General features: G+C 74.8%; 14 protein-coding genes and 1 tRNA gene. 12 read left to right on the top strand and 3 right to left on the bottom strand.

Features of this window, described 5'->3' with window-relative positions:
* The first annotated feature begins 83 nt into the window (after positions 1-83).
* Positions 84-1,235, top strand: coding sequence for an aminotransferase class V-fold PLP-dependent enzyme (locus tag ACIBEA_RS00805; protein ID WP_399256457.1), 1,152 nt, complete (start codon positions 84-86; stop codon positions 1,233-1,235).
* Positions 1,236-1,284: 49 nt separating this feature from the next.
* Here the strand turns inward: ACIBEA_RS00805 and cobF are convergent, their stop codons facing one another.
* Positions 1,285-2,037, bottom strand: a complete 753-nt coding sequence (gene cobF / locus ACIBEA_RS00810; RefSeq protein ID WP_399256459.1) for a precorrin-6A synthase (deacetylating) — start codon at positions 2,035-2,037, stop codon at positions 1,285-1,287.
* A 32-nt stretch (positions 2,038-2,069) separates the two neighbouring features.
* Here cobF and ACIBEA_RS00815 point away from each other — a divergent pair, with 32 nt between their 5' ends.
* Genes ACIBEA_RS00815 through ACIBEA_RS00830 form a run of 4 tightly spaced genes read left to right on the top strand, consistent with a single transcriptional unit; the run spans position 2,070 to position 5,423 of the window.
* Entirely contained in the window at positions 2,070-2,825 is a 756-nt protein-coding gene (locus tag ACIBEA_RS00815; RefSeq protein WP_399256461.1) for a (Fe-S)-binding protein, read from the top strand.
* 35 nt (positions 2,826-2,860) lie between these two features.
* Entirely contained in the window at positions 2,861-4,393 is a 1,533-nt protein-coding gene (locus ACIBEA_RS00820) for a lactate utilization protein B (protein ID WP_399257877.1), read from the top strand.
* Positions 4,390-5,022, top strand: a complete 633-nt coding sequence (locus ACIBEA_RS00825; protein WP_399256463.1) for a lactate utilization protein C — start codon at positions 4,390-4,392, stop codon at positions 5,020-5,022. Before ACIBEA_RS00820 ends, ACIBEA_RS00825 begins: the two co-directional genes overlap by 4 nt.
* A gap of 5 nt (positions 5,023-5,027) precedes the next feature.
* Positions 5,028-5,423 (top strand): VOC family protein, encoded by a 396-nt coding sequence (locus tag ACIBEA_RS00830; protein WP_399256465.1) that lies wholly within the window; start codon positions 5,028-5,030, stop codon positions 5,421-5,423.
* Here the strand turns inward: ACIBEA_RS00830 and ACIBEA_RS00835 are convergent.
* A complete protein-coding gene (locus ACIBEA_RS00835) occupies positions 5,400-5,966 on the bottom strand; it encodes a DUF309 domain-containing protein (RefSeq protein ID WP_399256467.1) in 567 nt (188 codons plus the stop codon). The two genes, ACIBEA_RS00830 and ACIBEA_RS00835, sit on opposite strands and share 24 nt — an antisense overlap.
* A gap of 39 nt (positions 5,967-6,005) precedes the next feature.
* On the opposite strand from ACIBEA_RS00835, the gene ACIBEA_RS00840 reads away from it, so the two are divergent.
* Together ACIBEA_RS00840 and ACIBEA_RS00845 are read left to right on the top strand one after the other, a co-directional pair.
* A tRNA-Pro gene (locus tag ACIBEA_RS00840) sits at positions 6,006-6,079 on the top strand.
* Positions 6,080-6,401: 322 nt separating this feature from the next.
* Entirely contained in the window at positions 6,402-9,410 is a 3,009-nt protein-coding gene (locus ACIBEA_RS00845) for an AfsR/SARP family transcriptional regulator (protein ID WP_399256469.1), read from the top strand.
* Positions 9,411-9,570: 160 nt separating this feature from the next.
* Here ACIBEA_RS00845 and ACIBEA_RS00850 read toward each other — a convergent pair whose 3' ends face one another.
* Positions 9,571-9,750, bottom strand: a complete 180-nt coding sequence (locus ACIBEA_RS00850; RefSeq protein ID WP_354380976.1) for a hypothetical protein — start codon at positions 9,748-9,750, stop codon at positions 9,571-9,573.
* Positions 9,751-10,105: 355 nt separating this feature from the next.
* On the opposite strand from ACIBEA_RS00850, the gene ACIBEA_RS00855 reads away from it, so the two are divergent.
* The 5 genes from ACIBEA_RS00855 (at position 10,106) to ACIBEA_RS00875 (ending at position 18,563) form a co-directional block, all read left to right on the top strand.
* Positions 10,106-11,095 carry a BTAD domain-containing putative transcriptional regulator gene (locus tag ACIBEA_RS00855; protein WP_399256471.1) on the top strand — a complete coding sequence of 330 codons (990 nt, stop codon included), beginning with the start codon at positions 10,106-10,108 and terminating at the stop codon, positions 11,093-11,095.
* A gap of 203 nt (positions 11,096-11,298) precedes the next feature.
* Positions 11,299-14,082 carry a penicillin acylase family protein gene (locus ACIBEA_RS00860; RefSeq protein WP_399256473.1) on the top strand — a complete coding sequence of 928 codons (2,784 nt, stop codon included), beginning with the start codon at positions 11,299-11,301 and terminating at the stop codon, positions 14,080-14,082.
* A 383-nt stretch (positions 14,083-14,465) separates the two neighbouring features.
* On the top strand, positions 14,466-15,524 hold the full coding sequence (locus ACIBEA_RS00865) for a ketoacyl-ACP synthase III family protein (protein ID WP_399256475.1): 1,059 nt from the start codon (positions 14,466-14,468) through the stop codon (positions 15,522-15,524).
* Positions 15,521-17,116: a class I adenylate-forming enzyme family protein gene (locus ACIBEA_RS00870; RefSeq protein ID WP_399256477.1), complete on the top strand. Its 1,596-nt coding sequence runs from the start codon at positions 15,521-15,523 to the stop codon at positions 17,114-17,116. Before ACIBEA_RS00865 ends, ACIBEA_RS00870 begins: the two co-directional genes overlap by 4 nt.
* Positions 17,106-18,563 carry a type III PLP-dependent enzyme gene (locus ACIBEA_RS00875; protein WP_399256479.1) on the top strand — a complete coding sequence of 486 codons (1,458 nt, stop codon included), beginning with the start codon at positions 17,106-17,108 and terminating at the stop codon, positions 18,561-18,563. The genes ACIBEA_RS00870 and ACIBEA_RS00875 overlap by 11 nt, the downstream gene beginning before the upstream one ends.
* Positions 18,564-18,568: the final 5 nt, after the last annotated feature.

Raw genomic sequence — 18,568 nt, forward strand, 5'->3', positions numbered from 1 at the left:
CGGATCATGCGGTCGCCCCCGCATGATCCGTTGGGGCAGCACCACCGCTGCCGCCCGCCGCGCCGCACATCCCGGAGGCACCCGTGACCGAGCCCATCACCCCGTCGGCCTTCCCCGGTGGGGCCGGACTCTTCCGCCTGGACCCGGACATCGCCCACCTCAACCACGGTTCCTTCGGCGCCGTGCCGATACCCGTCCAGGACGCCCACCAGGCCCTGCGCGAGGAGATGCACGCCGACCCCGACACCTTCTTCGTCGGCGTGGGCGACCGGATCGCCGCCGCCCGCGCCAGGATCGCCGCCCACCTCGACCCGGCCGCCGACCCGGAGGGCATGTCCTTCATCTCCAACGCCACCGAGGGCGCCAACCTGGCCCTGGACACCCTGCGGCTCGCCGAAGGCGAGGAGATCCTGGTCACCGACCACGGCTACGGCACCGTCGTCGAGGCCGCCGCCCGCCGCGCCCCGCTGAGCCGCGTCGCCCTCGACCCGCGGCTGCCCGACGAGGACGCCGTCCGCGAAGCCGTCCTGGCCGGCCTCACCCCGCGCACCAAGGTCGCCGTCCTCGACCACATCAGCTCGCCCACCGCCCGGCTCATCGCCTCCCCGCAGCTGCTCGCCAACCTCGCCGAGCGCGGGATCACCACCATCGTCGACGGTGCGCACGCCCTCGGCATGCTCGCCGAGCCGCTCGCCGGACGGGCCGACTTCTGGTTCGGCAACCTGCACAAGTGGGGCTACGCGCCCTCGGGCAGCGCGATCCTCTCGATCGCGGACCCGGCGCACCGGGAGCGGATCCGGCCCCTGGTCCCGTCCTGGGAGGACCACCTGGGCTACCCGCGCGCCCTGGAGGGCCGGGCCACCGTCGACTACACCGGCTGGCTCGCCTCCCCGGACGGCCTGGACCTGCTGGCCGGACTCGACGCCACCAAGGTGCGGGCGCACAACAGCGCCCTGGTCGACTACGGGACCGCCCTGCTCGCCGAGCTGCCCGGGGTGGTCCCGCTGCCGCACACCGAGGGGCTCGCCATCCGCGCGCTGCGGCTGCCGCCGGGCACCGCGCGGACCCCGGAGGAAGCCCGGGCCCTGCGCGAGGAGATCGCGGCGCGGCTGCGCATCCGGGTCCTCATCTGGCCCTGGCAGGGCGGGGGCGGCATCCGCATCTCCGGGCAGATCTACAACCGGCCCGAGGAGTACGAGCGCCTCGCGGCCGAGCTCCCCGCGCTCCTGGGCTGAGCCGGGCGCGGGTGCGGGCGGATGCCCGGCCCACACCCGCGCCCGAGGGTCAGTTCCGGCGCAGCAGGTACGTGTCCATGATCCAGCCCTTGCGGGCCCGGGCCTCGGTGCGCAGCTCCTCGATCCGCCCGGCCACCTCGGCCAGCTTCCCCGAGACCAGGATCTCGTCCTCGGTGCCGACGTAGGCGCCCCAGTAGATGAAGAGGTCCTGGTCGAGGTGGTGCGTGAAGGCGTGCCGGGCGTCCAGCATCACCACCACGTCGTCCACGTCCGCGGGCCAGCCCTCGGCCAGCCGGCGCCCGGTGGTGATCTGGACGGGACGGCCGACCCGGTTGAGGTTGGTGCGGTGCCGGGCCAGCAGCGCGGAGACGCTGCTGATGCCGGGGACCACCTCGTGCTCGAACTCCACCCGGCCCCGCTCCAGCACCTCGTCGAGGATCGCCAGCGTGGAGTCGTACAAGGAGGGGTCGCCCCACACCAGGAACGCGCCCGTCTCGCCCTCGGCGAGGTCCTGCGCGATGAACCGCTCGAACAGCTCGGCCCGCGCACTGCGCCAGCCGTCCACCGTCGGGGCGTAGTGGGCCGGAGTGCGGTCCCGGTCCGGGTCGCGGCCCTCCACGAGCCGGTGGTCGGGGCGGGCGTGGGCGTCGAGCATCGCGCGCCGCAGCCCGGTCAGGTCCGCCTTCTCCTCGCCCTTCTCCAGGATGAGGAACGCGTGCGCGGCGCCGATCGCCTTCACCGCCTGGAGGGTGAGGTGGTCCGGGTCGCCCGCGCCTATGCCGATCACTGAGAACTTCTTCACCGCGCCATTGTGCACCCCGCTAGGGTGCGGTCATGCGGGTCGCCCTGTTCGTCACCTGCGTCAACGACGCGTTGTACCCCTCGACGGGGATCGCCGTCGTGCGGCTGCTGGAGCGCCTCGGGGTGGAGGTGGACTTCCCCGCGGGCCAGAGCTGCTGCGGCCAGCCCTCCTACAACACCGGCTACCGGTGGGAGACCGAGCCCCTGCTGCGGCGCACCGCCGCGGCCTTCGCCGGGTACGACCACGTCGTCACGCCCTCCGGGTCCTGCGCCGCGATGCTCCGCGAGCACTACCCCCGGATCGGGCGCAGGGCGGCTGACGAGGGCCGCGGCGCCGAGCTCGCGGAGCTGGCGGCGGAGCTGGCCCCGCGGGTGTACGAGCTGACCGAGTTCCTCGTGGACGTGCTCGGGGTGAGCGACGTCGGGGCGTACTTCCCGCACAAGGTCACCTACCACCCGTCCTGCCACGGCCTGCGCTCCCTCGGGCTCGGTGACCGGCCGCGCCGGCTGCTCGCCGCGGTCCGGGGACTGGAGCTCCTCGAACTCCCCGGGGCCGAGGAGTGCTGCGGCTTCGGCGGCACCTTCGCCCTGAAGAACCCCGACGTGTCCGCGGCGATGGGTACCGACAAGATCCGCAGCGCCCGGGCCACCGGCGCCGAGGTGCTGTGCGGGGCCGACAACTCCTGCCTCGCCCACCTCGACGGGACCCTGCGCCGCGCCGGCGCGCCGCTGCGCGCCCTGCACCTCGCCGAGATCCTGGCCGCGACCGAGGAGGAACCCGCGCGATGACCGGTACGGGCCGCACCACCCCCACGGACCTGGGCATGCCCGCCTTCCCGTCGGCCCCGGCCACCGCGTCGGCCCCGGCCTTCCCCGCCTTCCCCGACGCCGCCCGCGAGGCCGTGCGGGACGACACGCTGCGCGCCAACCTCCGCCGCGCCACCCACACCATCCGCGACCGCCGCGCCCGGGCCGTCGCGGAACTCGCCGACTGGGAGCGGCTGCGCGCGGCCGGGAAGGCCATCAAGGACCACACCCTGCGCCACCTCGACCGCTACCTGCTCCAGTTGGAGGCCGCCGTCACGGCGGCGGGCGGCACGGTCCACTGGGCGGCGGACGCGGCGGAGGCCAACCGGATCGTCACCGACCTGGTCCGCGCCACCGGCGAGCGCGAGGTGGTCAAGGTGAAGTCCATGGCCACGCAGGAGATCGGCCTCAACGAAGCCCTGGAGGCGGCCGGGATCGCCGCGTACGAGACCGACCTCGCCGAACTCATCGTGCAGCTGGGCCACGACCGGCCCTCCCACATCCTGGTCCCGGCCATCCACCGCAACCGCGGCGAGATCCGGGACGTCTTCGCCGCGGAGATGGGCCGGTGGGGCCGTCCCGCGCCCGACGGCCTCGACGACGACCCGCGCGCCCTCGCGGAGGCGGCGCGACTGCACCTGCGGGAGAAGTTCCTGCGCGCCCGGGTCGCGGTGTCCGGCGCGAACTTCATGGTCGCCGAGACGGGCACGATGGTCGTCTTCGAGTCCGAGGGCAACGGCCGCATGTGCCTGACCCTGCCCGAGACCCTGATCTCGGTCGTGGGCATCGAGAAGGTCGTGCCGACCTTCCGCGACCTGGAGGTCTTCCTCCAGACACTGCCGCGCTCCTCGACAGCCGAGCGAATGAACCCGTACACGACGATGTGGACGGGGCTGGGCCCATTGCGGGGGGCAGAGGGCGACGGCCCCCGCGCCTTCCACCTCGTCCTGCTCGACAACGGGCGCACCGACACCCTCGCCGACGAGGTCGGCCGCCAGGCCCTGCGCTGCATCCGCTGTTCCGCCTGCCTCAACGTCTGCCCGGTCTACGAGCGCGCGGGCGGCCACGCCTACGGCAGCGTCTACCCGGGCCCGATCGGCGCCATCCTCAGCCCCCAACTCCGCGGCACCGGGAGCGCGATCGACGCCTCGCTGCCCTACGCCTCCACGCTCTGCGGGGCCTGCTACGAGGTGTGCCCGGTGGCCATCGACATCCCCGAGGTCCTGGTCCACCTGCGCGAACGGGTGGCCCAGGGCGGCCCGGTGACCCGCGAGGGCATCCGGGTGCGGATCCGCCCCGCGCGGGGGCACGCCGCCGAGCGGGCCGCGATGCGGGCCGCCCGGCTGCTGCTCGACCACCCGCAGGCGCTGCGGGCGGGGGAGCGGCTCCTGGCCCGGGCCCGCCGGCTGCGGCCGCGCCGACTGCCGGGGGCCGGGCGGGCCTGGACGGACAGCCGCGCGCTGCCCCGGCTCCCGGCGGAGCCGTTCCGCGACTGGTGGGAACGGGAACGGGAGCGGGGCCGGCGGGCGGACCGGGGAGGCCGGGGATGAGCAGCAGGGACCGCGTCCTGGGACGCATCGGCCGGGCGCTGGCCCAGGGCGCCCCCGACCCGGTCGTCCCCCGCGACTACCTCCGGGTCCACGGCGACCGCACCCCGGCCGCGACGGCGGACCTCCTCGCCGCCCACCTCACCGAGTACCGGGCGCGCGTGCACCGGACCGACGAGGACGGCATCGCCGCGCTGCTGGGTCGCCTCCTCGCGGCGCGCGGCGCGCGGTCGGTCCTCGTGCCGGCCGGGCTGCCCCCGCACTGGCTCGCGGCGGCCGATCCGGTCCGCGTCCAGGACCGGGCGGAGTCCACCCCGTACGAACTGGACGCCGTGGACAGCGTGGTGACCGGCTGCGCCCTGGCCGTCGCGGAGACGGGCACGATCGTCCTCGACGGCGGCCCCGGCCAGGGACGGCGCCGGATCACCCTGGTCCCGGACCACCACGTCTGCGTGGTGCGGGTCCCGGACCAGGTGGTGGACTCGGTCCCGCAGGCGGTCGCCCTGCTCGACCCCACCCGCCCGCTGACCTGGATCTCCGGCCCCTCGGCCACCAGCGACATCGAGTTGGACCGGGTGGAGGGCGTGCACGGCCCCCGCACCCTGGAGGTCGTCCTGCTCACCGCACAATAGGGGCCATGCCCGCCTACATCGCCCTCACCGCACTCGTGGTCCACGACTACGACGAAGCCCTCGACTTCTACACCCGCGCCCTCGGCTTCGAGCTGGTCGAGGACACCGCCCGCCCCGACGGATCGCGCTGGGTCGTGGTCCGCCCGCCGGGCGCCACCGAGGGCGCGCTGCTGCTGGCCCGTGCCAAGGACGAGGCCCAGCGCTCGCGCGTCGGCGACCAGACCGGCGGCCGCGTCGGGTTCTTCCTGTACACCGACGACTTCGCGGGCGACCACGCCCGGATGACCGCCGAGGGCGTCCGCTTCCTGGAGGACCCGCGCCACGAGCCGTACGGCTCCGTCGCCGTCTTCGAAGACCTCTACGGAAACCGCTGGGACCTACTCCAGCCCGCCGCCGCCTAGCCGCGGCGCCTCGCGCGCCGGGTCGACGGCAGGACCGCCGGCCGGACCGGCCGCCACCCGGTGGGCCAGCTCGTCGGCCCACCGGACCAGCCCCGGTACGTCGATGCCGTGCGCGCCCTCCACCCCGGCGAGGGAGGCCGCGCCGCGTCGCAACAGCCGAGCTCCGCCCACCGTGTTGCCGCGCGCCGCGTGGGTCAGTCCGACCGCGAGCTGCGCGAGCCCCCGCCACAGCGGGGCCGCTTCCGCCGGGCCCGACTTCCAGGCGTCCTCGAACACCTCGTGCGCGTGGAACGGCATCCCCGCGTCCAGCAGCCGCTGCGCCTCGCGCACCGTCGCCTCCGGGGTCCGCACGACGCCTTCGGGCTGCCGCTCGACTCCCGCCGCCCCGTACGGCAGGGGTCGCCCCAGCCCGTCACGGGGCCGCGCGCTGCGCGCCCGCCCCTCACCGTCCCGGTCCCTCGCTCCCGTGTCCACGCCCCCATCCTCCACCCCGCCCCGTCGGCGGTGCGTGCACACCCCCCGACGTGGGGTAATGTTGCCCATGCACCGCCACCCGGGGGAAACCCCAGGTGACAGGGGCAGCGGGACGTGGCGCAGCTTGGTAGCGCACTTGACTGGGGGTCAAGGGGTCGCAGGTTCAAATCCTGTCGTCCCGACTAGAGGTTCGCCTCGTAGTCGCAGATCAGGGGCCGTTTCAGAGCAATCTGAAACGGCCCCTTGGTCGTTGTCGGAGACCAGTTGGGACCAAGACGGTCAGAACGGGTCAGACGGCAGCCCGGCCGTTCGGGAGGAACCCGGAACGGCCGTTTCCCGTCTCCTGGGGTGGATGCCGTGTACTGGCCACCCATTCGCCCGGACGGCTCTGAGACGATGGATTCGTCTCACTTTATGGTGTGACGACCAGGTTGAATCGGTGGAGTTGCCGGGGGGCGCTCCACCGCGATCTCACGTGACCAGTGGGGAAGGAAATCGGGACTCATGGGGGAAGCCGGCATCCGGTTCACCGTGCTCGGAGCCGTGCGGGTCGTTCGGGACGGGTGCGCCCTGACCACCGGATCGCCACAGCAACAGGCCCTGCTGACGGCGCTGCTGCTGCGCGCGGGCCGGGCCACGCCCGCGCACGAGTTGCTCGCCTCGATCTGGGGCGAGGAAGCGCCCGATTCGGCGCTGTCGAGCCTGCGCACCCATGCCTGGCGGCTGCGCCAGATCGTGGAGGAGGACCGCTCCGCGCCCAAGGTCCTCGTATCGCTGCGCGACGGCTACCAGCTGCTGGTGCCGCCCCGCTCGGTGGACGCGCTGTACGCCGAGGAGCTGGCGGCCGGGGCCGCGCGCGCCCGGGCGACCGGGCAGGAAGAGGAGTGCGGCAGGCTGCTCGCCGAGGCCCTCGCCCTGTGGAGCGGCGAGCCCCTGGCGGGCGTACCGGGGCCGTTCGCCGAGCAGCAGCGCTCGCGGTTCACCGCGCTGCGGCTCGCCCTGGTCGAGGAGCGCTTCGCACACGACCTCCGGCAGGGTCGGCACGGGCTCGTCATCCCCGACCTCATCGGCTTCACGCACGAACACCCGCTCCAGGAACGGCCGTACGGGTTCCTGATGCGCGCGCTGTACGCGATGGGGCGCCAGGCCGACGCGCTCGCCGCCTTCGGCCGGGCCCGCCGGGTCCTGGCCGACGAACTGGGCATCGACCCCGGTCCCGAACTGAGCGCGCTGCACGAGCGGATCCTCGCGAACGACCCGCTCCTGATGGGCCGGCCGGCCGGGGACCGGGACCAGCCGACCGATGCCGGCGGACCCGAACCGGAACCGCCAACCGAGGCGTCCAAGGAGGCGCCCGCACCCACCCGGCCCGCCCAGCTGCCCGCCGACATCTCCGACTTCACCGGCCGCGAGGAGCAGGTCCAGGGCCTCTACCGGGCGCTGACCGACCCGGCGCGCCCCTCCCTCGCGGTGGTGTCCGTCACCGGCATGGGCGGGATCGGCAAGAGCACCCTCGCCCTCCAGGTCGCCCACCAGGCCAAACCGGAATTCGGGGGCGGCCAGCTCTACGCCGACCTGCGCGGCAACGGCCTGGAGCCCGCGGACCCGGGAGCCGTCCTGGGCAGCTTCCTGACCGCGCTGGGGATCCCCGGCCACGGGATGCCCGCCTCGACCGAGGACCGGGCGCTGCTCTTCCGCACGACCCTCGACGGCCGCCGCATCCTGGTCGTACTGGACAACGCCCGCGACCCCGCGCAGATCCGGCCGCTGCTCCCCGGCTCCGCCGACTGCGGGGTCATCGTCACCAGCCGGGCCGTGCTCGCCGGGCTCTCCACCGCCCTGCAGAGCGACCTCGACGTCTTCGACACCGGCGAGGCGATCGCCCTGCTGCGGGCGATCGTCGGGGCCGGCCGCATCGACGAGGAGCCGGAGGCCGCCGTCGAGCTGGTCGCCCTGTGCGGGCACCTCCCGCTCGCGGTGCGCATCGTGGCGGCGCGGCTCGCGGCCCGGCCCCGCTGGCGGGTGGCGACGATGACCGGCCGCCTCGCCGACGAACGGCTGCGGATCGGTGAGCTGCGCGCCGGTGACCTGGCCGTCGCGGCCGTCTTCGAGCTCGGCTACCGCCAGCTGACCCGCGCCCAGGCGCGGGCGTTCCGGCTGCTCGCGCCGGTCACCCGGCAGGGCATCGGGACGGCCGCCGCCGCCGCGACCCTGGGCATGGACGAGTACGACGCCGAGGAACTGCTGGAGGCGCTGGTCGACGCGGCGATGCTGGAGGCGCCGCGGCCCGGCCACTACCGCTACCACGACCTGGTGCGCTCCTTCGCGCTCCAGCTCGTCGGGCCCGAGCAGCCGGGACCGGACGAGGCGGACGGCGACGACGGGGCGGCGGCGCTGGGGCGGCTCCTCGACTTCCTGTTGGACGGTTCGTGCGCCGCCTTCCAGACGATGGTGCCGGGCGACCCGGTCGGCGCGATCCTCGGCGGCCGGCCCGAGGCGGGGCCGCGCTTCGCCACCCTCGCCGACGCGCGCGCCTGGGTCACGCAGGAGTTCGACTGCGCCGCCAACGCGGCCGCCCTGGCCGCGCAGGGCCCCACGGGCGGTGATTCCCGCACCCTGCGCGCCGCGGCCGACCTGCTGGTCGCGATGAGCCCCTTCGGGCAGGACATCCCCTACCTGCAACTGGCCACCGCCGCCCGCAAGGTGGCCGACGCGGCGGCGGCGCGCGGCGACGACCACGCCGAGGCGCGGGCGCGCTTCGTGTGCGGCAACGCCGCCCTGCAGTACACCCGGCTGGCCGAGGCCGAGCTGCACACCCGGCTGGCGACCGAAGCCTGTGCGCGGGCCGGGGACGAGGTCATCCTGCGGCAGATCCTCAACGACCGCGGGCTGATCGCGCAGTGGCAGCGGCGCTTCACGGACGCGGCGATGTTCTACGACCGGGCGGTGGAGCTCGCCAGGAGGCTGGGACACCGTTCGGGGGAGCTGACCACCGAACTGAACGCGGCCCAGGCCCGGGTGCGCAGCGGCCGCCCCGTCGATGCGGTGGAGGTGTGCGAGGCCGCGCTGGACCGGCTGCGCACCGAGCGGGACCCGCACGTGACCTCGTACGCCTGGTACGTGCACGGCATGGCGCTGCACGAGATGGGGCGGCACGCCGACGCCGTCATCAGCTACACCGCCTGCCTGGAGGTGTGCGCGGCGGCCCGGTTGCGGGGGCGGGAGACCCAGGCGAGGTTCATGCTCTCGGGCAGCCTGCGGGACCTGGGTCGCTACGACGAAGCCCTCGCGGAGGCCGGGCGGGCCCTGGCCCTGAGCGAGGAGCTGGGCTCCCAACAGCAGCGCGGACACTGCCTGCTGGCCCTGGCCCGCGCCCTGGCCGAGACCGGGGACACCGCGGGGGCGTCGGCCCGGGCCCAGCAGGCCCGTGACGTCTACGCCCTCCTCGGGCTGCCGGACGTGGACCAGGCCGAGGAGCTGGCCCGGTCGTTGGAGCTGGCGACCGCTCCGTGAGCATCGCCGGTGTGTGAGCCCCGTCGGCCCGTGAGCCCCGTCGGCCCGTGAACACCGTCCGCCCCTGAGCTCCGTCGTCCGTGAACGCCGTCGGCCCGTGAGCGCGAGCGGCTCGACGGGCTGAGGGGGCTGGACGGGTCGTGCGGCGGGGAGCCGTGGATCAGCCCTGGCTGTTCCACTCGGTCGGGGTGACCGGGCCGCCGGCGACGACGGTCACCGCGTGGCCCGGTGCGGGGGCGTCCTCGTGGGAGACCGCCACCGAGAACAGCGCGGCGGCGCAGCCGACGGTGAGGACGATCGCGGTCTTGCGCAGGGCCAGGGTGGTGATGGAGCGCTTCATGGGATTGCCGTCCGCTTCGTGGATCGATGCCTGCGTATGTGGGGAGAGCCGGTCACACCGTGTCGGTTCCGGCTGCTCTGGAACAAGACTGATCCAGGCCGCTCTACGACGGATATATGCGCGATCACCGCTGTCGCGCCCGTCGTCTGCGCGCCCGAGGATCCTCCGTATATGCGCCAGGTGCACCATTCCAACCGTGCGGTGGTCGGCCACTGGGCCGGTGCTTCGTACCGGACCCACCCGGTCCGTCCGGACGCGCACCGCACCCCGGCCCCGGCCGACCCGACCCCGCACCGTACTCCCCACAGCTGCTCCCGAACCGCCACACGATGGACCCGGGCCAGCGGAGGTTGCCATGACTGCCCTTCTGTCTCCTTCGACCGCGCACCCCACCTCTGCCGCGCACCCGGCCGACCTCAGCTTCGAACTGCTGGGCGAGGTGAGGGGATGGCGGAACGGCGTCGAACTCCCGCTCGGTGCTCCCCGTCAGCGGGCCCTGCTGGCCGTCCTGTTGCTCCGCGCGGGCTCGCCCGTCGGCCGCGACCACCTGATCGACGGGATCTGGGGCGACACCGCCGTGCTGGACGGTGCCAACCTCGTACAGGCGTACGTGTCCAAGCTGCGCAAGCTCGTCGAGCCCGACCGGGCGCCGCGCACCGCCGGGGGAGTCCTCACCCGGGTCGGCGCCTCCTACCGGCTCTCCATCGGCCCCCAGCAGTGCGACCTGGGGCGCTTCGAGCAGGCCGTGGCCGAGGCCCGGGAGCTGCGGTCCGTCGGCCGGCCGGAGGCGGCCGAGCGCACGCTGGCCACCGCCCTGGCCGCCTGGCCCGGTCCCGCGCTCACGGGCGTGAGCGGCCCGCTGCTCGACGTCGAACGCACCCGGCTCGTGGAGCTGCGCCTGGCGGTCGTCGAGGAGCACACCGAGCTGGCGCTCGAACTCGGCGGCCACGCACGTCTGGTGCCCCACCTGTTGGTCCTCACTTCCGAACACCCGTACCGCGAACGCCTCTGGGCCCTGCTCATGGTCGCGCTCTACCGGGGCAGCCGTCAGGCCGACGCGCTGGCCGCCTACCAGCGGGCCCGGCACACCCTGATGGAGAACCTCGGGCTGTTGCCCGGACCCGAGCTGCGCGGCATCGAGGAGGCGATCCTCGCGCGCCGCCCCGATCCCTTCGCCCGTCTCGCCCCGGCCGCGGCGGCCGGGGAACCGGGCCACGCCGGCGCGGTGGCCGCGCCGTTCGGTGCGGGGCCCGAGACCGGCCGCCCCCACCTGACCCTGGTCGGGCCCGCCCCCGCCGCCACCCGCGGCCCCTGGGCCGAAAGCGCGGCCCGGCTGGCCCGCTGAGGCCACCCGCCCGCCCACTCCGTCCTCCCTACCTCTCCCTACCTCTCCCTCCCGACCCCGTCCGTCGCCCCACCGCCGTGCGCCGCGCCCCGTGGCCCGCGCACGGCGGTGTTCGCCATGGCCGTGGACCCGCAAACCCGTAGATCCGCAAACCCGTAGATCCGCAGATCCGTAGATCCGCAGAGACAAGGAAGCGCCACCCCATGACAGTCCAGCCCGAAACGGCCGACACCGCCGACACGGCCCCGCCGGACGGTTCCGGTCCGGCCCCCGGCCCCGGGGCCGCCGCGATACCGGTCGACCCCGGGACCCCCGACCAGGACGCTCCGGCCCCCGCGCGTCCCGCCCGCCGCCGTCGGCTGCGGCGGATCCTCCTGCGCACCGCGGTGGCGTTCACCGCGCTGCTGGTCCTGGCGGTCGCCGGCCTGGCCGGGTACGTGCAGTGGACGGTCCAGCGCTCGCTGCCCCAGCTCGCCGGCAGCACCAGCGTCCCCGGCCTGAAGGGCGAGGCCCGGATCGTGCGGGACGCCTCGGGGATCCCCCAGATCTACGCCGACACCGCGCACGACCTGTTCATGGCCGAGGGCTACGCGCAGGCCCAGGACCGCTTCTGGCAGATGGACACCCAGCGGCACGTCACCGCGGGCCGGCTCGCCGAGATGTTCGGCCCGAGCCAGGTGCAGACCGACAAGGTGGCGCGCACCTTCGGCTGGTACCGGGTGGCCGAGCAAGAGGTGGCCATGCTGTCACCGCAGACGCAGGCGTACCTGAGGGCCTTCTCCGACGGGGTGAACGCCTACCTCGCCCAGCACAAGGGCGCCGAGCTGTCGGTCGAGTACCCGGTGCTCGGATTCGTCTCCGGCGACTACCGGCCCGAGCCGTGGACCCCCGCCGACTCGGTGTCCTGGCTGAAGACCATGGCCTGGAACCTCAACACCGGCATGATCGACCAGTTCCAGCAGGCGATGCTGGCGGCCAAGCTGCCCGCCGGCACGGCCGACGACCTCCACCCGGGCTACGACTTCACGCGCTGGTCGCCGATCGTCCCGGACCGTGCGCCCGCCCCGGCGAACGCTTCCGCTCCCGCGAACGCACCGGTGACCGCGACCCCGTCCGCCGCGTCGACCCCGCCCGCGGCGCCCGCCGCGCCGTCCGCGCCCGCCGCCGGAGCGGCGCCCGTCGTTCCCGCCGGGGCCTCGACCGCGCTGGCCGACAGTGCCGGGGTGCGCAAGGTGCTGGCCGCCGTCCTCGGCCCGCAGGGCATCGGCATCGGCTCCAACTCCTGGGTGGTGTCGGGAAGTCGTACCACCACCGGCAAGCCGCTGCTGGAGAACGACCCGCACCTGACCCCCTCCCTCCCGGGCATCTGGTACCAGGTCGGCCTGCACTGCAACCGGGTCGGCCCCGAGTGCCCCTACGACGTCACCGGCTTCACCTTCGCGGGGATGCCGGGCGTGGTGATCGGCCACAACGCCGACATCTCCTGGGGCTTCACCGACCTGGGCGCGGCCGACTCGGACCTCTTCGTGGAGAAGGTCAAGGGCTCCACCTACGAACACCAGGGCGAGCAGAAGCCGTTGGTCGTCCGCCAGGAGCAGATCAAGGTGGCCGGCGCCCCCGCCGTCGACCTGACCGTCCGCTCGACCCTGCACGGCCCGCTGATCTCCGACGTGCTGAAGTCCGCCGACGAAGTGGCCGACGACGGCAAGGAGCCCGACGTACCGCCGCGCGGCCCGCAGGAGGACTACGCGGTCGCGATGCAGTGGACGGCGCTGGACCCGGCCCCCACCATGGACGCCCTCTTCGCCCTGGACCGGGCCAAGAACTGGGACGAGTTCCGCGCCGCCGCCGCGGTCTTCGCCTCGCCCGTGCAGAACATGATCTACGCGGACACGTCCGGGAACATCGGCTACCAGACCCCGGGCCGCATACCCGTCCGCAAGGCGGGCGACAGCCGCCACCCGGTGCCGGGCTGGACCGGGGCCTACGACTGGACCGGCTACCTGCCCTTCGACCAGCTGCCCACCAGCTTCAATCCGCCCGAGGGCTACATCGTCACCGCCAACAACGCGGTGGTCGGCCCCGGTTACCCGCATCTGATCGGCAGCAGCTGGGGCACCGGCTACCGCAGCCAGCGGATCGCCCAGCTGATCGAGCAGGGCGGCAAGCTGGACGTCGCGGCCATGGAGCGGATCACCCAGGACAGCTGGAACGGCAACGCCGCCACCCTGGTGCCGCGGCTGCTCCAGGCCGAGGTGGGCGCGGACGCCAAGCCCGCCCAGGACCTGCTGCGCGGCTGGGACTTCTCCCAGGGCGCCGACTCGGCGCCGGCCGCCTACTTCAACGCGGTCTGGCGCGAGCTGCTGAAGAGCGCCTTCACGGACCGGCTCGCCAAGGCCGGGGTCAAGGGCTACGCCTACCCGGACGGCGGCGGCCGCTGGTTCGACGTGGTGCGCGGCCTGCTCGACCGGCCCGACAGCATCTGGTGGACCAGCGCCACCGACCCCTCCGTGCACGGCCGGGACGCCATGCTGGGCAAGGCGATGGAGGAGGCCGCCAAGGAGCTGCGGGGGCGGCTCGGCGCCGATCCGAAGAAGTGGAAGTGGGGCGCCCTGCACACCCTGACGCTGGAGAACCCGACCCTGGGCGCCGGCGGTCCGGCGCCGCTCCAGTGGCTGCTGAACGCCGACCCGGTCGGCGTGGGGGGCGGCACCGACTCGGTGCTGGCCAACGGCTGGGACCCGCAGAAGGGTTTCGAGGTGATCTGGGTGCCGTCGATGCGCATGGTGGTGGACCTCGCGGACTTCGAGCGCTCCCGCTGGATCAACCTGACCGGTGCGTCGGGCCACGCCGGTGCGGACTCCTACATCGACCAGATCGGCCCGTGGGTCAAGGGCGGCAGCCTGCCCTGGCCGTACGGAGCGGCAGCCGTGGACGCGGCGGCGCGCGACCGCCTGCGCCTCACCCCCGCGGTCGCCCCCTCGTAGGGCGCCGGGATTCAGTAGGGCTTCAGTAGCGATCCAGCAGGGCTTCCGTCGGACTCCGGTCCGGCACACGCGGGCCGTCGGCGGTATCACCGTCGACGGCCCGTCGTGCGTCAGCGGCCCGTCAGCGCGCGACCGGCGCCCCGCCGGTACCCCGTCACTCCCTCGCCCGTGCCCGACCAGCGCGCGGTCAGGGCGCGGTCAGCCCTCGGCCAGCACGGGGCCAGTGCCCGGCCAGTGCCCGGCCAGCGCGCGGCCGGTGCGCGGTCAGGGCGACACCGACCGGGCCGTCAGTGCAGGGCAACCGCGCGGCAGGCGGCGGGCGGAAACATCGGGACCGACAGTCGCCCCGGGCGCCCTGCCGCGGGGCCGGAGATCGGAGAGACATGCGCTGGGAGCAGGTGTACCTGGCAGGCACGGGTGTCTGGCTGGCCGACCGCACGAACGCCGCCGAGGCGGTCGCGACGGGCGCGTACGACGCCGCGGAACACGCCGTGAACCAGATCCATTCGGTCAGCTCGGCCGTGGCCGACGGGCCGGACGACCTGTCGGCACCGGAAATGGCCGTCCGCGCGGCCCGCACCGCGCTGCGCCGTTCCGGCCCGGCCGCGGAGCGGGTCGCCGCCGTGTTCCACAGCTACCTGTGGTTCCAGGGAGCGGAGTTGTGGCCGTCCGCGGCCTACGTCGCGCAGCACGCGGTCGGGTCGGCCGTGCCCGCCTTCGACCTCTTGCAGCAGTGCAACGCGGGTCTGGCCGGGCTGGAGCTGGCCGCCCGCCAGCTGCGCTCGCGCCCGGCCGGCGAGGACGAAGCCGTGCTGCTGACCACGGCCGACCGCTTCGCGCCCCCGGCCTTCGACCGGTGGCGGGCCGAACGGGGCATGGTCTACGGCGACGGCGGCACCGCGCTGGTGCTGACCTCCTCGCCCGAAGCGGCGACCGCCCGCCTGCTGGCCACCGCGACCCGGGTGGACAACTCGCTGGAGGGCCTGGCCCGGGGCGCCGGCTTCCGGTCCGGGCCGCAGGACGAGCCCAGGCCGGTCGACCTGGGGACGCGGGCCGAGGAGTACTTCCGCGCACACCGCAACATGCGGGCGGCGACGCTGCGCACCGCCGAGGTGGCGGCCGACTCGATCCGGGCCGCGCTGGCCGATGCCGACACGCCGATCGAGCGGATCGACCGGGTGGTGCTCAACGCCACCGGACACCAGCGGCTGACCTGGCAGTTGGAACACCAACTGGGCATCGAGGAGAAGCACTCCAACTGGGAGTTCTGCCGCGAGGTCGGCCACCTGGGCGCGGGCGACCACTTCGCGGGACTGAACGAACTGCTGGAGACCGGCGAAGTCGGCGCGGGCGACCGCGTGTTGCTGGTCGGTGGCGGCACCGGCTACAGCTGCACCAGCGCGGTCGTCGAGATCACCGACCCCTCGGGCTGGTCCGCATGAGCGCCACCGCCCCCGGGACGCGCGCCGACGCGCCCGCGCCCGACGACGGCGCGCTCGCCCCCGCGCCCGACGACGGCACGCTCGTCGTCGACCTGCTCGACGCCGCGGCGGCCGCCCGTCCCGGCGCGAGCGCCGTCCGCGACGCCGCCGGCGCCTGGACCTACGCCGAACTGGCCGCGGCCAGCCGCACGGTGGCCGCCCGGCTGCGCGACGGGTCCGGCGTCGTACCCGGCGACCGGGTGGTCCTGCGGCTCGGCAACCGGCGGGAGTTCGTCGCGCTGTACTACGGCGTCCTGCGCGCCGGCGCCGTCGCGGTGCCGCTGAACCCGGAGTTGAAGGCATTCGTGCTGAGCGGGGTGCTGACGGACGCGGCTCCCGCGGTGGTCGTGCTCGACCCGGCCGAGACGGAGCCGGTCCGTGCGGCGGTCGCCGCCTGCGGCGCCCGTACGGCCACGCCCGACGAACTCCTGCGGGGCCCCGCCGCGGAGGCGGGACCCGGGGCCGGGGCCGGGGCCGGGACGGCCCGCGCGCCCGACGGCCGGCCGCCGGTCGACGCGATCGCCCAGCTGATCTACACCTCCGGCAGCACCTCCGCCCCCAAGGGCGTGGTCTGCACCCACCGCCAAGTGGTCTTCGCCGCCCGCGCGATCGCCCGCCGGCTCGGCTACGGACCGCGGGACGTCGTGCTCGCCGCGCTGCCGCTCTCCTTCGACTACGGGCTCTACCAACTCCTGCTGGCCGCGATCGGCGGCTCCGAGGTGGTGCTGGCGGACGCCGCCGCGCCGGTCCGCGTCCTGACGCTGCTGCGCACGCACCGGGCCACCGTGGTGCCGGTGGTGCCCTCGCTCGCCGAGATGCTGTGCCGCCTCGCGGCCCGCGGCGCGCCGCCGGAGCACGTCCGCCTGTTCACCAACACCGGCGCCGCACTGGCCGGTTCCACCATCGAGGCGCTGCGCTCCGGCTTCCCGGGTGCGGCCGTGGTGGCGATGTACGGCATCACCGAGTGCAAGCGGGTCACCATCGCCGAACCGGACGTCGACCGCGAACGCCCCGGGTCGGTGGGCCTGCCCCTGGACGGCACCACCGTCGAGGTGCTCGACGGGCGAGGCCGACCCCTGCCGCCGGGCGAGGTCGGCGAGATCGTCGTCGGCGGCCCGCACGTGATGACCGGCTACTGGAACGCGCCCGCACCGACCGCCGGCCGCTACCGCCCGGACCCGCACACCGGGCGGACCCGACTGCACACCGGTGACCACGGCCGACTGGACGCGGACGGCCACCTCTACATCAGCGGGCGCGTCGACGACCAGTTCAAGAGGCGCGGCGTCCGCATGAGCACCACGGAGATCGAGGCGGCCGCGCTGGACGTGCCCGGCGTACGGGCCGCCGCCGCGCTGCCGCCCCGGGACGGGCTCGACCTGCGCCTGGTCGTCACCGGTGCGGACGGGCTCACCGCGCGCCGGGTGATCGAGGGGCTCGAAGAACGCCTGGAGGCGGCGAAGGTGCCCGCCGACTGCCGGGTCGTCGCCCGGCTGCCCCTCACCCCCAACGGCAAGACCGACCGAAAGGCGCTGGAGAGCGATGCGCACTGACCCACCCGCCACGACCCCACTCGCCACGACCCCGCCCTCCACCACCGCCCCCCGCGCCGAGGACCTGCTGGCCGCCGAGCTGGCGCTGCGCTACGGCAGCCCGCTGTACGTGTACGACCTGACCCGGGTCGAGCGGGCCGCGGCGGACCTGCGCGCCGCCCTGCCCGAGCGCTCCCACCTGTACTACTCCCTCAAGGCGAACCCGCACCCCGAGCTGGTCCGCACCCTGCGGCTGGCCGGCTGCCGCCCGGAGATCTGCTCCACCGGCGAACTCGCCGCCGCCCTGGCCGCCGGATTCGAAGGGGCCGACTGCCTCTACGGCGGCCCGGGCAAGACCGCCGCGGAGCTGGGCGAGGCCCTGGCCGCGGGAGTGCGCACCTTCTCGGTCGAATCGCCCGCGGACCTGCGCCGGGTCGGCGCCGCCGCCCGCGCCCGGGGCGTGACGGCGCGCTGCCTGCTGCGGATCAACGGCTCGGACGCGGGAGCGGGCGTCGGCCTGCGGATGACCGGCGGCGCCTCGCAGTTCGGCCACGACATCGCGGACGGTCTGCCCGACCTCGCCGAACTCGTCGTCGAGGGGACCGAGTTGTGGGGGCTGCACTTCTTCCCGCTGACCAATGCCGTCGATCCGCAGGGGCTGCTCGCCGAGGCCGTCGCCTCGATACGCACCGCCGCCGCGCTGGAGGCCCACTGGGGCCGTCCGCTGCGGATGCTCGACCTCGGCGGCGGCTTCGCCTGCCCGTACGCGGCGCCGGGCGAACGACCGCTCTACGACGTTCTGCGCGAACCGCTGGAGGCCGCGCTGGACGAGCACCTGCCGGGTTGGCGGGGGCGGTTGGAGCTGGCCTTCGAGTCCGGCCGCTACCTCGTCGGCGACAGCGGACGACTGGTCTGCACCGTCACCGAGGTCAAGGAGAGCCGCGGCACCACCTACGGCGTGCTGGACAGCGGGATCAACCACCTGGGCGGGCTCTCGGGGGTGGGCCGACTGCCCTCGCTGCGCGCCGAACCGCTGCACCTCACCGACGCCGACCCGGACGCCGACCCGGACGCCGACCCGGACGCCGACCCGGACGCCGACCCGGCGGCGGAAGGTCCCGTGACCCGCCGGGTGGCCCTGGTGGGGCCGCTGTGCACCCCCGCCGACGTGATCAGCCGGGCCACGGAGGCCGTGGTGCCGCGGCCCGGCGCCCTGCTGGCCGTGCCGAACGTCGGTGCGTACGGCGCCACCGCGAGCCTGCTCGGCTTCCTCGGACGCCCGGCCCCGGCGGAGATCACCGTCCGGGACGGCCGCGTGGTCAGCGCCGACCGGCTGGCCCTGACCCGCCGGCCGCTGCCCGTCCATGACCAGCCCGACCACCAGAACGACCACCACCGGAACGACCACCACCGGAACGACCACCAGAACGACCGACGCGACCTCGTCGGTCGCACCGCAAGGAGCTGAACCGC

Origin of the sequence: Streptomyces sp. NPDC051555 (genome assembly GCF_044454405.1) — a bacterium.
Lineage (GTDB): Bacteria > Actinomycetota > Actinomycetes > Streptomycetales > Streptomycetaceae > Streptomyces.

Bases quoted from the DNA above. Each gene is read 5' to 3' on its own strand.
- ACIBEA_RS00870 (WP_399256477.1), top strand. From the start codon at position 15,521: ATGAGCGCCACCGCCCCCGGGACGCGCGCCGACGCGCCCGCGCCCGAC.
- ACIBEA_RS00855 (WP_399256471.1), top strand. From the start codon at position 10,106: ATGACTGCCCTTCTGTCTCCTTCGACCGCGCACCCCACCTCTGCCGCG.
- ACIBEA_RS00845 (WP_399256469.1), top strand. From the start codon at position 6,402: ATGGGGGAAGCCGGCATCCGGTTCACCGTGCTCGGAGCCGTGCGGGTC.
- ACIBEA_RS00830 (WP_399256465.1), top strand. From the start codon at position 5,028: ATGCCCGCCTACATCGCCCTCACCGCACTCGTGGTCCACGACTACGAC.
- ACIBEA_RS00860 (WP_399256473.1), top strand. From the start codon at position 11,299: ATGACAGTCCAGCCCGAAACGGCCGACACCGCCGACACGGCCCCGCCG.
- ACIBEA_RS00835 (WP_399256467.1), bottom strand. From the start codon at position 5,966: ATGGGCAACATTACCCCACGTCGGGGGGTGTGCACGCACCGCCGACGG.
- ACIBEA_RS00815 (WP_399256461.1), top strand. From the start codon at position 2,070: ATGCGGGTCGCCCTGTTCGTCACCTGCGTCAACGACGCGTTGTACCCC.
- ACIBEA_RS00820 (WP_399257877.1), top strand. From the start codon at position 2,861: ATGCCCGCCTTCCCGTCGGCCCCGGCCACCGCGTCGGCCCCGGCCTTC.
- ACIBEA_RS00850 (WP_354380976.1), bottom strand. From the start codon at position 9,750: ATGAAGCGCTCCATCACCACCCTGGCCCTGCGCAAGACCGCGATCGTC.
- ACIBEA_RS00865 (WP_399256475.1), top strand. From the start codon at position 14,466: ATGCGCTGGGAGCAGGTGTACCTGGCAGGCACGGGTGTCTGGCTGGCC.
- ACIBEA_RS00825 (WP_399256463.1), top strand. From the start codon at position 4,390: ATGAGCAGCAGGGACCGCGTCCTGGGACGCATCGGCCGGGCGCTGGCC.
- ACIBEA_RS00875 (WP_399256479.1), top strand. From the start codon at position 17,106: ATGCGCACTGACCCACCCGCCACGACCCCACTCGCCACGACCCCGCCC.